This is a genomic window from uncultured Leifsonia sp. (assembly GCF_945957465.1).
Classification (GTDB): Bacteria; Actinomycetota; Actinomycetes; order Actinomycetales; family Microbacteriaceae; genus Leifsonia.
The window spans coordinates 1-12,382 of record NZ_CAMFLC010000014.1 but is presented as its reverse complement, the minus strand read 5'-3'; the positions used below and the strand labels follow the sequence as shown (position 1 = coordinate 12,382).

Below are 12,382 nucleotides of genomic sequence, written 5' to 3'. Positions count from 1 at the left end.
AGGTCCCTTCGTCGTCCGTCTCACATGCTAGACGCGTGCGGACGCTGTTACCGCGGGCAGGGCACGCTCGGTCTCGCGCGCCGCCGCGATGACGTCCGCGAAGGCGAGGCCGGAGTCCTTCACCGTTCTGACCTGTGTCGAGTAGTCCACGGAGATGATGCCGAAGCGCTTCTCGTAGCCCCACGCCCATTCAAAATTGTCGAGCAATGACCAGACGAAGTAGCCGCGCACGTCCGCCCCCGCCGCGATCGCCTCCCGTACGGCGTCGATGTGCGCCAGGATGTACGCCGTCCGCTCGGTGTCGTGCACGTGCCCGTCGGGCATGGGCACATCGTCGTAGGCGGCGCCGTTCTCGGTGATGTAGAGCGGCGGCAGCGTCGGATACTCGGCGGTGAGCCGCACCAGAAGGTCACGGAGTCCGTTCGGGTTGACCTCCCAGCCCATCGCCGTCGTGGGCAGGTGCCTCGACGGGAAGGTGACGAACTCGCTGCCGACGAACGGCGACGACTTCGGGCGGTCGGTGGGCTGCAGCCCCGGCGCGGCATCGGCGGGCAGCGGGTGGCCACTCACGTTGTCGTCGTGGTAGTGGTTCACGCCGAGGAAATCGATCGGCTGGGCGATGGTCCGCAGGTCGGTGTCGCGAACCAGCTCTTCGAAGCGGTATTCGCGCACGTCCTCCAGCACGTCGGCCGGGTAGGTTCCCAGCAGCAGCGGCTCCAGGTACATCCGGTTCCAGAGACCGTCGATGCGACGGGCCGCGTCGAGGTCGACCGGGTCCGCCGGATCGTTCGGCACCGCCGTGGTGAGGTTGAGCGTGATGCCGAGCCGGAGGTCGCGGGCGGCGTCCGCCTCGCCGGCGAGCTCGCGCAGCGCCGACACGGCGAGTCCGTGCGCGAGGTGCTGGTGATGCAGAGCGGCCAGACCGGCGCGCGGTTCGCGGCGGCCGGGGGCGTGCTCGCCGCCGGCGTAGCCGATGAGCGATGAGCACAACGGTTCGTTGAACGTCGTCCAGTGCGAGACGCGGTCGCCCAGCGACTCGTAGACCGACGCGGCGTAGTCGCGGAACCGGTAGGCGGTGTCGCGGTTCGCCCAGCCGCCGCGCTCCTCGAGGGCCTGCGGGAGGTCCCAGTGGTACAGCGTCAACCAGGGCAGGATGCCGGCGTCGAGCAGCTCGTCCACGAGGCGGCTGTAGAACGAGAGCCCGGCGGCGTTGACCGCGCGGTCGCCCGGCTTGATGCGCGCCCACGAGGTGGAGAAACGATACGACTGGAGGCCGAGCCGCTTCATCAGGGCGACGTCGTCGGGCATCCGGTGGTAGTGGTCCACCGCATTCTCGGGGGTGTCACCGCCGGCGACGGCGTTCGGGACGCGCGCGAACGCATCCCAGATCGAGTCCTCCTTGCCGTCCTCGTGGGCTGCGCCCTCGATCTGGGCGGCAGCCGTGGCGGACCCCCAGAGGAAGCCGTCGGGCCAGCGAGTGTCGGGGGCGAGGGGCGAGAGGGTCATTCTTGGCCTTTCACGGCGCCCCGACCGGCTGAATCCGGAGGCGGCGGCAGGGCTTTCAGGGGTGCGGTCGTCGGTCGCGCTCACGCTCAGCCCTTCACGGCTCCGGCCATGATGCCGGAGACAAGCTGCCGGCCGGCGAGCACGAAGAGGATGAGCAGGGGGATGGTGGCGAGCACGGCGCCCGCCAGCACGATCGAGTAGTCGACGTACTTGGCCGACTGCAGCTGGCTCAGCGCCACCTGCAGCGTCGGGTTCTGCGGGGCGACGAGCAGCGGCCACAGGTAGTCGGTCCATGCCGTCATGAAGGTGAACAGGCCGAGGATCGCCATGGCCGGCCGGGCGGCGGGGACGCCGACATGCCAGAAGGTGCGGATCATGTTCGCGCCGTCCACGCGCGCGGCCTCGATCAGCTCCTCCGGGATCACGTCCACGAGGTACTGCCGCATGAAGAACACGCCGAACGCGGTCACCAGGGTCGGCACGATCACGGCGCCGAGGGTTCCCGTCCAGCCGAACTGCTTCATCACCATGAACAGCGGGATGATGCCGAGCTGCGTCGGGACGGCGAGCGTGCCGACGACGAACACCATCAGGCCCTCGCGGCCGCGGAACCGCAACTTGGCGAACGCATAGCCGGCGAGCGTCGAGAAGGCGACCACCGAGAGCGTGATGACCGTCGAGACGATGATCGAGTTGGCCAGCGCCTGCCAGAACGGCACCGTGTCGAGCACGGCCCCGATGTTCTTCCAGAACTGCCCGCCGGGGAGCAGGGGAGGCCAGGTGGCCGTGAGGACCGTGCTGTCGCTCGAGCCGGCGACGAACGACCACCACAGCGGATAGGCCCCACCGATGAAGATCGCGAGCAGGATGCCGTAGGTGAGGAAGCCCGGCCGACGGTCGATGCCGAGCGCGCGTCGCCGGGGCTCCCGCGGGGCGGGACGGTCGGTCGCGGAACGGATCGCGGTGGTCATACGTTCTTCTCCTCGCTCGCCGCGACCAGGCTCAGGGCGCCGTCGGCGCCGGTCCCCTCCGCGTCGGTCGCTGCGGTGTCGATCGCGGTGGCGTCGGGTGTCGTGGCCGCGCGGCTGCGCGCCAGCCGTCGGGCCGTCCTCGACCGGTGCACGCGTGCCTCGGTGGACGCGATCCGGCGTGAGATGAGGAAGTTGAGAACGCCGAACGCCACGATGATGAGGAAGAGCATCCACGCGATCGCGGAGGCTTTTCCGAAGTTCTGGCGGTTGAAGGCCATGTCCCAGAGGTAGAGCACGGTGGTCTGGTATTGCCGCTGCGGGCCTCCCGGGACCGCGCTCGACGGGTTGAACAGCTTGGGTTCGGTGAAGATCTGGAGGCCGCCGATCGTCGCCGTGATGATGACGAAGATCATGGTCGGCCGGATGCTGGGGAGCGTGATCGAGAAGAACCGCCGGAACTGGCCCGCCCCGTCGAGTGCGGCGGACTCGTGGATGTCGCGCGGCACCGCCTGCATGGCGGCGAGCAGGATCAGCGCGTTGTAGCCGGTCCAGCGCCAGTTGACCATGGTCGCGATGGCGAGGTGCGACGGGAACACCTCGGTCTTCCACATCACCGGGTCGAGGCCGACGGCATGAAGGATGTTGTTGATGAGCCCGTACTTCTCGTCGAACGCGCTCGAGAAGATCAGCGTCACCGCCACGGGCGTCACCACGTAGGGGAGGAGCACGCTCATCCGCCAGAAGGTCTTCGCGCGGATGTTCTGGTCGAGCATCGCCGCGATGAACACGGCGCCGATCAGCTGCGGGATGGCGGAGAGCAGGAAGATGCTGACGGTGTTGAAGAGCGAGTTCCAGAAGAACGGGTCATTCAACTCGGCGAGGTAGTTGGCGAAACCGACCCATTCGCCGGGGCCGGTGAGGAGGTTCCAGTTGTTGAGCGAGACGACGAACGTGTAGACGAGAGGGAACAGGCCGACCAGGGCGAACAGCACGAAGAACGGCGCGATGTAGAAGTAGGGGGAGGCTTTGACGTCGAAGCGGCTGAGCTTCTGCTTGAAGGTGAGCGCCCGGCGGTCGTCGCGGTCGCGCCGGGTGGCCGCGGTCGCGGCGTCCGGGGTGCGGGTGACGGTGGTCATGCGGTTCTCCGGTGGGGGTGGGGCGGATGGTTCGGGATTCGGGCCCCGCCGCCTGCGGCAGCGGGGCCCGAACTGGTGAGGTGTACTACTTGTTGACGACGAGCTGGTTCAGGAGCTTCATCGCGTTGGCCCAGGCCTGGTCGCCGTTCGCCTTGCCGGAGTCGAGCTGCTGCACCGACGGTCCGAAGACCTGGCTCTGGATGACCGAGTCGTCCGGGCCCTTGTACTGAGCGACGACGCCCTTCGCGCGCTTCGCCAGGATCTGGCCGACCGGTGCGTTGTTGAAGAACTTCGTGAGGTCGCTCGGGCCGGTCACGCCGGGGTCGGACTGCGCCGCGGTGACGGACGGGAAGGTGCCGGCCGCCTGGAAGGTGGCGACCTGCGACTTGGCGGTGGTCAGCCACGCGGCGAGGGCCGCGGCCTCCTTCGGGTGCTTGGACTGCTTCGGAACCGTCAGGAACGAGCCGCCCCAGTTGGCCGCGCCGCCCGGGAACACGTTGGCGAAGTCCCAGCCGGTGGAGGCGTCGCCGCCGCCCGCCTTGACCTGGCCCTGCACGACGCCGAGCATCCAGCCCGGGCAGACGAACGTGGCGAACGAGCCGTCGGTGAACGCCTTGCCCTTGCCCCAGTCCCACTGGGTCTGGTTCGACGAGAGGCCGGCTGCGGCGCCGGCGGCCAGCTTGCTCCACAGCGCCTTCAGATCACTGTTGTTCTCGATGTTGAGCTTGCCGTCCTTGGTGTAGTAGCCCTCGGGCTGCTGGTTCACCATCGCGTTCCAGATGAAGCCGGACTGGTCGTAGAAGGCCTTGCCGGTGGCGGCCTTGTACTGCTCGCCGACCTTGAAGAAGTCGTCCCAGGTGGCGTTGGCGCCGCCGAAGAGTTTGGCCACGGAATCGCGGTCGCTCGGCAGGCCCGCAGCGGCGAAGAGCTTGCCGTTGTAGCAGAGGCCCTCCGGCCCGATGTCGGTGCCGTAGCCGATGATGCGGCCGTTCTTGTCGGTGGCCTGCTTCAGCTTCCAGTCGACCCAGCGGCTCTTGATGTCGTTCGCGCCGTAGTCCTTGAGGTCGTTGAACTGGTCGGAGACCTGCATGACCTTGGACAGCCAGCCCTCCTCGACCGCCTGGACGTCGGGGAGCCCGCTGCCGGCGGCCTCCTTGGTCTGCCAGTCGGTCAGGGCGTTGTCACCGGTGTCGATGTTGGTCGCCTTGATCTTGATGCCCGGGTGCTCTTTCTCGTACTGCGAGTAGAGCTTGTCGAAGCCCATCGTGCCGAACGTCGTGACGGTCAGCGTGATCGGGTTCGAGCTGGTCCCCGCATCGCCGCCGCTCGATGAGCAGCCGGCCGCGAGGAGGGCGAACGAGGCCGCGCCGGCGATTGCCGCCGCGACCGTGGTGCGACGTGAAAGCTTCACGGATCACTCCCTTGTGCGTGTGAGTTGTTGGGTCTAGTTCTCGGTGAGAGCGCTCTCTTCGGGTGTGGTGAGAGCGCTCTCACGGATCGAAAGCGAATGTAGGACCGTTGTGTCGTACTTGTCAAGACACAACGTGGTCGCGCTCTCATCGCTGGAAAACCGGGGATACCCGCCGACCGCTCGTGCGCCGCGGAATCTCGCGGCCGGCCGACGGCGGTCGTGACCGAACCGTGATCTTCGGCCGAAGGGTTTTAGATAGACTGACCTACCTAGATAACAGGAGGCGCAATGGCCGAAGGGCCGCGCAACACCGGCGCACGAACGGGCGCCGCACGTCGGCGCATCCTCGAAGCGGCCGCGCGCAGGTTCTACGCCGACGGCATCGCCGCCACGGGGATCGACGCCATCACGGCCGACGCCGGCGTGGCGAAGATGAGCCTTTACAACAACTTCGCCTCCAAGTCGGCGCTCGTCTCGGCCACGCTCGAGGCCCGCCATGCGGAGTGGCTCGCCCTCTACGCCCGCCGAGCGCGCCGGGCAGCAGATCCGATCACGCGCACCCTGGCGGTGTTCGACGCGTATCTCGACCAGGCCGCCCTCGCCCCGGATTCCGGCTACCGCGGAGACGCTCTGCTGAACGCGGCGGCCGAGCTGCCGCTCGGCGACCCCGGCCGGGAGGTCGTGCGCCGGCACAGTGCCGAGGTCGACGGCATCCTCACTGCGAGCCTGCGCGAGCTCACCGACCGCGTGCGCGCGGAGCGGACCGCGCAGCTTCTCTCCTCCGTGCTGCACGGCGCGCTCGCCCGCTCCGGACTCGACGCCGACCGCCGCCGCCTCCGCGAGGCCCGCGCCCTCGCGCTCGACCTCCTCGCGTCGCCCTGACCCGAGCCTCCAGGGGCGCCCGAGGGGTCCGAGGGGTGCCCGAAGGGCGTCTAAACGCCCCTGAAACGCGCGGATAAGGGCGTTCGGGCGCCCCCGGGATCCCTCGGAGGTTGGCGCGCGGGGGTGAGGCGGGAGAGACTGAGCGGGGGCAGCGCGAACGCGGAGGCGAGGGGAGGAGCAGCGGATGCCGGTCATCATCCTCGTCGGTCTCGCGGCCGTTGCGCTCTGGTCTCTGGTGGCCCGGCGGTTCGAACGCTTCGGGATCGCCGGCCCGGCTGCGCTCGCGGTGCTCGGCGCGATCGTCGTCCTCGTCGATGTGCACGGGTTCACCGACGCCATCGACAGCGATGTGGCGCAGCATGTCGTCGAGCTCATCCTGGCCGTGCTGCTGTTCGTCGACGCCTGCGAGGTCCGCGGCGGGATCTTCGGCGGCGAGGGGCGCAGCCTCGCGCGGCTGGTCCTGATCGCGCTCCCGATCTCGCTCGTGCTCGTCGTGCTCGCGACCGGATGGCTCCTGCCCGAGCTGAACGTCTTCGTGCTGATCGTCGTCGCCTGCATCGTGATGCCCACCGACTTCGCGCCCGCGACGGCCCTCCTGCGCAGCGGGCGCGTCCCCGCACGGGTCCGGCAGATCCTCAACGTCGAGAGCGGCTACAACGACGGTCTCATCTCGCCGTTGTTCAGCATGTCGCTCGCGATCGCCGTCGCGCTCCCGACGCTGCTCAGAGTCGCGAACACCGGCGAGCAGGTCACGGGCGCCACCGAGAAAGAGCTCGAGAAGAACCTGTCCGAAGCCGTCTTCGCCTTCTTCGGCGCCGTGCCGGCCACCCTGTTCGCGATCCTCGTCGGCGTGGTGGTCGGGGCGCTGCTCGGCCTGCTGACGCGCTGGGCCGCCACCCGCGGCTGGGCCGACGCGTCCGGGATCCGCTTCGTGATGCTGCTGGCGCCTCTGCTGACCTACGGGATCGCCACGCTGCACGACGTGGCGGCCAACGGCTTCGTCGCCGCTTTCGTCGCCGGGGTCATGTTCCGTGTCCTCCGCACGCGGCGCAGCGCCGAGCGAGCCGTACCGCACGACGAGCTCCTGCTCGTGGAGGAGGCGAGCACCGTCGCGGCGAACTTCGTCTGGTTCATCCTCGGCGGGATGACCACGGCCGTGATAGCCGACGGCATCGACTGGCGCATCCTGATCATCGCTGTGCTCGCGCTGACGCTCTTCCGCGCCCTGCCGGTGTACCTCGCCATGCTCGGCTCGCCGGTGACCTGGCGGGAGCGCACCTACATCGGGCTGGTCGGTCCGCGTGGAACGGCGACGATCGTCTTCGGCCTGCTGGCGTTCAACCACCTGCCGGACAGCGACAGCGCCGACGTGCTGAGCGTGACGGTGCTCACCGTCGTCGGCAGCATCCTGCTGCACGGTGTGGCGACGCCGCTCGTGCTGCGACGGGTGGCGGCACACGACGGCGGAACGGCCGCCGCCCGGGTGGGCGACGGCCGTCCCGTCGGTGAGGTGGATTAGTCCGCGGCTCAGTCGGTCGCGGGCCGCGGTCGCTGCGCGGCGACCGACGCGGTGTCGATGACGGGCTCGATGAGCGCTCCGGTCTCGCCGGCCACTCGGCTCGCGATGAGCCCCAGGTCGGTCTCCTCGAGCTCTTCCCGCTCGGAGGCATCGGATGCCATCGCACCCGCCGGCACCGGCTCGCGCTCGCCGGCGGCTGCGGCCTCGGCAGCCGCCGCCTCCGTGCGGGCGTCCGCGGCCTCCTGCAGCGCCGACTTGGCACGCAACGGCGGGGTCTTGAAGAACAGCGACAGCACGAACGCGACCAGGACCACGATCATCGCCACCCAGTAGACCTGAACGGCCGACGCGTTGAAGGCGACCAGGAACGGCTTGGACAGTCGCGCGTCGGCGCTGTTCAGGAACGAGGTGTCGTTGATATCCGAGCTGTTGTTCGCGTTGTTGCTCTTCTTCAGCTCGCTCTGGAGCCGGGGCACCAGGGTGTCGACGTACGCCGAGCGGGCGGCCTCGTCGGAGAAGTCGAGCGTGACCGTTCCGTCGCCGGCGACCTTGGCGTAGGGGGCCTGCGCCTCGATCTTCGTCGCCGCCGCCTGGATGGCCTGCTGCTGGGCGGCCGCCTCGGCCTGGGGCTGGGCCTCGGCCGGGATGCGCCCCGCGGCGACCTGCGCGTCGACTGCCGCGGTGGCGGCCGACTTCGCGCCGTCGACGGCCTTCTGGAGGGCCTGCTGCGTCGCGGCCGTCGCCTTGCTGGTGATCGGCGTGTAGATCTTGTCCATGATGCCCTTGTTCTCGGGTGCCGAGGCGACCGAGGGGGTCAGGGCGGCCTCCATCGCGCTGGTCAGCGTGGGCTTGTCGGTGAGCGCGGTCTGGATGTTCGTGGGGAACACCGTGAACAGCAGGGAGAGCAGCACGGCGGTGCCCAGCGTTCCACCGATCTGGCGGAAGAACGTGGAGGCCGAGGTGGCCACGCCCATGTCGCGCAGGCCGACCGAGTTCTGGCTGGCGATCGTCAGCGTCTGCATCAGCTGGCCGAGGCCGAGACCGATCAGGAGCATCGCGCCGGCGATGAACCAGTAGGAGTCACCGAACTTCAGGAAGGTCAGGTAGAAGAAGCCGCCCGCGAGCATCGCGGTTCCGATGATCGGGAACTGCCGGTAGTGACCGGTGCGGGCGATGATCTGGCCCGAGGCGATCGAGGAGATCATCAGGCCGAGGATCATCGGCAGCAGCTGGAGGCCCGACTCGGTGGGGGTCGCGCCGAGCACGATCTGCAGGTAGAGCGGCAGGGTCAGCATCGCGCCGAACATCCCGAAGCCGACGAGCACGCCGATGACGGTTGCCATCGAGAACGTGCTGGAACGGAAGAGCTTGAGCGGGATGAGCGCGTCGTCCTTCATGGCCCGCTCGATCAGGATGAAGGCGATGATGCCGACGGCGCCGATCACATAGCAGGCGATGGAGCCGGCACTGCTCCAGCCCCATTCGCGGCCCTGCTCGGCCACCAGCAGCAGCGGCACCAGCGCGACGATGACGCCGGCGGCTCCCCACCAGTCGATGCGGGCGGAGCCGCGGTCGTGCTTCGGAAGGTGCAGGAAGCGCATGACCATGAACAGCGCGGCGATGCCGATCGGCACGTTGATGAGGAACACCCAGCGCCAGCCTGCGATCCAGAGGATCTGGTCGGCTCCGGCGAAGAGGCCGCCGATCAGCGGGCCGATGAGGCTCGAGATGCCGAAGACGGCGAGGAAGTAGCCCTGGTACTTGGCTCGCTCGCGCGGGGCGAGCATGTCGCCCATGATGGCGAGCGGCATCGACATCAGACCGCCGGCACCGAGACCCTGGATCGCGCGGAAGGCCGCGAGCTCGAGCATGGAGGTCGAGAACGACGCCAGGATCGATCCGACGATGAAGATGACGATGGCGATGATGAACAGCGGGCGCCGACCGAAGATGTCCGAGAGCTTGCCGTAGATCGGGGTCGAGATCGTCGAGAGGATCAGGTAGGCCGTGGTGACCCACGCCTGCTGGCTGAGCCCGTGCAGGTCGTCGCCGATGGTGCGGATGGCGGTACCGACGATGGTCTGGTCGAGGGCCGAGAGGAACATGCCGGCCATCAGGCCGAAGATCACCAGCAGGATCTGGCGATGCGACATGATCGGTTTGGGTGCGGCTACCGCCGCGCTGGTCTGACTGGACATCTGTCTCCGTGTCGAGAGTCGTGTGCGGGGACGCCCGTCACTCGAACGTCACACCGGTGTGGGGCAAAGAATTTTGCGGAGAGTGCAAACTTACACCCGGTGCGAGTCTTTCAGCAACGTGAGACTACGCCCTCGGGAGGCCGTTCGCCACGGGCGAACGAACGGGTGAATGTCGCGAGATCACGCGGTTCATCCGCCGTTCGTTCGGGTTCTCGATGACCGGATTGCCCCCCGTCCAGGTGCCGCAAAGGAGCCAGGCGTACGTTGGGGGAGCCGACCCGAATAATCCTCCGAACCCTCCTTTAAGGTCGTATGAGTTCTCTCAGCCGTTCCCGCCTGTTCTCTCTCGCAGCTGTCGCTGCAGCCGCCGCGCTCCTCTTCACCGGATGCGCGGGCGAGCCGTCCCCCGTCACCAAGGCGATCGCGGGCGCAGCTCCCGTCGCCGAGTCGAAGGACCCGGTCGTCTCCGGCCTCCAGCCCGCGTCGGGCAGCGTGTCCGGCGGCACGGTCACGATCACCGGGGCCAACCTCGAGAAGGTCGCCTCGGTGTCGATCGGCGGCCAGCCGGCCGCCATCACGCAGGCGACATCCGACAAGGTCGTGGTCACCGTGCCCGCGGCCCAGAACTTCGCGGCAGGAGCCGTCCCGGTCGCCGTCACCGACTCCGCCGGCAAGCCCGTGGCGACCGACGGCAAGACGTACACCTACCAGGTCGTCACGCCCGTCGACCAGCAGCTCGCCTACGCGATGGCGCACTGGAACAACTACAACACCGCGCAGTACGGCGACCTCAACCCCGTCGGAGGCGATTGCGCGAACTTCGTCAGCCAGACTCTGATCGCGCGCGGCTGGCAGATGAACGCCGACTGGTACAACCACGACGCGGCCGCCGACTGGAGCCCGGCCTGGGGCTACGTGCCGGCCATGGACGACTACTTCCGCGAGAACGCCGCCAAGCTCGGCCTGACGGAATACTCGTTCGACCAGCGCGACAAGATCAAGATCGGCGACATCGTCATGTTCGACTGGAACGACAACGACTCGCTCGACCATGTGCAGATCGTCTCCGGTGTGCAGAACGTGAACGGCAAGATCACCATCCAGATGGTCGGGCACAACGAAGACACGAACTACCGCGACTTCGACCACACCATCACCGTCGAGCACCCGGGTGCGGTCGGCCACTTCTGGAGCCTGTCGAAGTAGCTTTCGGGCGGCCGCGGCTCCGCGGGCCGTCGGCGGGACGCGTCACGCGGAGGCGCTATGCTCATCCCGTGATTCTGGGGGGTTCCCGCCGGGAGCCGGGCGCAGGGAGGCGTGCGCGCCGACGTGCCGTGATGGCAGCGGCGGCGGCGCTCAGCGTCGTGCTCGCCGTGTCCGGCTGCATGGCCATGTCGCCCGCGGCGCACCGGCGCCAGCCGCATCCGCAGAAGACACAGGCGTCCCACACCCCGCGTGCGCTGCCGACGGTCAGCCCGACCCCGACGGCCGTCGGCTTCGACAAGGCGGCCCAGTCGGTAGACGACCCGAACAGCACCTGGGTCGTGGTGAACAAGCCCCGGCCGCTGAACCCGATCGACTTCACGCCGCCCTCCCTGGTCTACCCGGACGTCACCTACGTCAACCGCCAGCCGATGCGCCCGGACGTGGCCGCAGCGCTCGTGGCGATGTTCGCGGCGGGAAGGGCGGAGGCCGGTCTCGACTTCTCCGTGCAGAGCGCCTACCGCTCGTTCGAGTCGCAGACCCGCGTCTATGACGACGACATGGCGCGGCACGGCCAGGCGTACGCCGATACCGACACCGCGCGGCCCGGCCACAGCGAGCACCAGACCGGACTCGCGGTCGACATCAGCGCCGTGCCGGCGAAGTGCTCGCTCGATGCGTGCTTCGCCGACACCCCGCAGGGCAGGTGGCTGGCCGCCAACGCCTGGCGGTTCGGGTTCCTGCTGCGGTACCCGGCCGACAAGGTCGCCGTGACCGGTTACACATTCGAGCCGTGGCACTTCCGCTACATCGGAGCGCCGCTCGCCGCCCGACTGAGGGCGACCGGCGTGACGACTCTGGAGGAGTTCTTCGGGGTGCCGGGCGGAACCGAATACCACTAACTGTGACGGGAGGCGCCGAAGGGCGCCTCAACGCCCCTAAAACCGCGTTTTGAGGGCGTTAGGGCGCCCTTCGGCGGAGGGAAAGGGCGTCGAGGCGCGGTCACGCGCCGAGGGCGTCGCCGACGATGCGCCTCGCCTCCTCCTGCACCTCGCGCAGGTTCTCCTCGCCGACGAAACTCTCGGCGTAGATCTTGTAGACGTTCTCGGTTCCGCTCGGGCGGGCGGCGAACCAGGCGTTCGCCGTCTCGACCTTCACGCCGCCGAGTGGCGCGTCGTTGCCGGGCGCGCGGCTCAGCTTGGCCGTGATCGCTTCGCCGGCCAGCTCGGTCGCCGTGATCGCTTCGCCGTCCAGCTTGCTCAGTGCCGCCTTCTGCTCGGGGCCGGCCGGCGCGTCCACCCGCTGGTAGACCGGGTCGCCGAAGCGCTCGGTCAGCTCGCGGTAGAGCTGGGAGGGCGACTTGCCGGTGACCGCGCGGATCTCACTGGCCAGCAGCGCCAGCAGGATGCCGTCCTTGTCGGTCGTCCACGCCGAGCCGTCGAAGCGCAGGAAGCTCGCGCCCGCGCTCTCCTCACCCCCGAAGCCGACCGACCCGTCGATGAGGCCGGGGACGAACCACTTGAAGCCGACCGGGACCTCCCACAGCCGCCGCCCGA

At 68.7% G+C, this 12,382-nt stretch carries 9 protein-coding genes and 1 pseudogene; 4 read left to right on the top strand and 6 right to left on the bottom strand.

Annotated features, from left to right (window positions below; genetic code table 11):
* Positions 1-27: 27 nt before the first annotated feature.
* The 4 genes from Q0Q23_RS08520 to Q0Q23_RS08505 all read right to left on the bottom strand — a co-directional run bounded on the left by Q0Q23_RS08520 (position 28) and on the right by Q0Q23_RS08505 (position 5,024).
* Positions 28-1,506, bottom strand: a complete 1,479-nt coding sequence (locus Q0Q23_RS08520) for a GH1 family beta-glucosidase (protein ID WP_295122025.1) — start codon at positions 1,504-1,506, stop codon at positions 28-30.
* A gap of 86 nt (positions 1,507-1,592) precedes the next feature.
* Positions 1,593-2,477 carry a carbohydrate ABC transporter permease gene (locus Q0Q23_RS08515; RefSeq protein WP_295122023.1) on the bottom strand — a complete coding sequence of 295 codons (885 nt, stop codon included), beginning with the start codon at positions 2,475-2,477 and terminating at the stop codon, positions 1,593-1,595.
* On the bottom strand, positions 2,474-3,613 hold the full coding sequence (locus Q0Q23_RS08510) for a carbohydrate ABC transporter permease (protein WP_295122021.1): 1,140 nt from the start codon (positions 3,611-3,613) through the stop codon (positions 2,474-2,476). The genes Q0Q23_RS08515 and Q0Q23_RS08510 overlap by 4 nt, the downstream gene beginning before the upstream one ends.
* 85 nt (positions 3,614-3,698) lie before the next feature.
* Positions 3,699-5,024 carry an ABC transporter substrate-binding protein gene (locus tag Q0Q23_RS08505; RefSeq protein ID WP_295122019.1) on the bottom strand — a complete coding sequence of 442 codons (1,326 nt, stop codon included), beginning with the start codon at positions 5,022-5,024 and terminating at the stop codon, positions 3,699-3,701.
* 288 nt (positions 5,025-5,312) lie between these two features.
* On the opposite strand from Q0Q23_RS08505, the gene Q0Q23_RS08500 reads away from it, so the two are divergent.
* Together Q0Q23_RS08500 and Q0Q23_RS08495 are read left to right on the top strand one after the other, a co-directional pair.
* Entirely contained in the window at positions 5,313-5,906 is a 594-nt protein-coding gene (locus Q0Q23_RS08500) for a TetR/AcrR family transcriptional regulator (RefSeq protein WP_295122017.1), read from the top strand.
* Positions 5,907-6,090: 184 nt separating this feature from the next.
* Positions 6,091-7,425, top strand: coding sequence for a cation:proton antiporter (locus tag Q0Q23_RS08495; protein WP_295122015.1), 1,335 nt, complete (start codon positions 6,091-6,093; stop codon positions 7,423-7,425).
* 8 nt (positions 7,426-7,433) lie between these two features.
* Here the strand turns inward: Q0Q23_RS08495 and Q0Q23_RS08490 are convergent, their stop codons facing one another.
* Positions 7,434-9,623, bottom strand: coding sequence for an MDR family MFS transporter (locus tag Q0Q23_RS08490; RefSeq protein ID WP_295122013.1), 2,190 nt, complete (start codon positions 9,621-9,623; stop codon positions 7,434-7,436).
* Between the two features lie 312 nt (positions 9,624-9,935).
* Between Q0Q23_RS08490 and Q0Q23_RS08485 the strand changes: the two genes are divergently transcribed.
* Together Q0Q23_RS08485 and Q0Q23_RS08480 are read left to right on the top strand one after the other, a co-directional pair.
* Complete coding sequence (locus Q0Q23_RS08485) at positions 9,936-10,829, top strand: amidase domain-containing protein (RefSeq protein WP_295122011.1); 894 nt, start codon at positions 9,936-9,938, stop codon at positions 10,827-10,829.
* A 131-nt stretch (positions 10,830-10,960) separates the two neighbouring features.
* The gene (locus Q0Q23_RS08480) at positions 10,961-11,728 is read left to right on the top strand and encodes a M15 family metallopeptidase (protein ID WP_295122009.1); all 768 of its coding nucleotides are present in this window, start codon (positions 10,961-10,963) and stop codon (positions 11,726-11,728) included.
* Between the two features lie 100 nt (positions 11,729-11,828).
* On the opposite strand, the pseudogene Q0Q23_RS08475 reads toward Q0Q23_RS08480, so the two are convergent.
* Positions 11,829-12,382 (bottom strand): annotated as a pseudogene (locus tag Q0Q23_RS08475) (phosphoglucomutase, alpha-D-glucose phosphate-specific); the annotation flags it as partial.

Coding starts and splice junctions, on each gene's coding strand:
- Q0Q23_RS08520 (WP_295122025.1), bottom strand. CDS start 1,506: ATGACCCTCTCGCCCCTCGCCCCCGACACTCGCTGGCCCGACGGCTTC.
- Q0Q23_RS08500 (WP_295122017.1), top strand. CDS start 5,313: ATGGCCGAAGGGCCGCGCAACACCGGCGCACGAACGGGCGCCGCACGT.
- Q0Q23_RS08480 (WP_295122009.1), top strand. CDS start 10,961: ATGGCAGCGGCGGCGGCGCTCAGCGTCGTGCTCGCCGTGTCCGGCTGC.
- Q0Q23_RS08515 (WP_295122023.1), bottom strand. CDS start 2,477: ATGACCACCGCGATCCGTTCCGCGACCGACCGTCCCGCCCCGCGGGAG.
- Q0Q23_RS08490 (WP_295122013.1), bottom strand. CDS start 9,623: ATGTCCAGTCAGACCAGCGCGGCGGTAGCCGCACCCAAACCGATCATG.
- Q0Q23_RS08495 (WP_295122015.1), top strand. CDS start 6,091: ATGCCGGTCATCATCCTCGTCGGTCTCGCGGCCGTTGCGCTCTGGTCT.
- Q0Q23_RS08485 (WP_295122011.1), top strand. CDS start 9,936: ATGAGTTCTCTCAGCCGTTCCCGCCTGTTCTCTCTCGCAGCTGTCGCT.
- Q0Q23_RS08510 (WP_295122021.1), bottom strand. CDS start 3,613: ATGACCACCGTCACCCGCACCCCGGACGCCGCGACCGCGGCCACCCGG.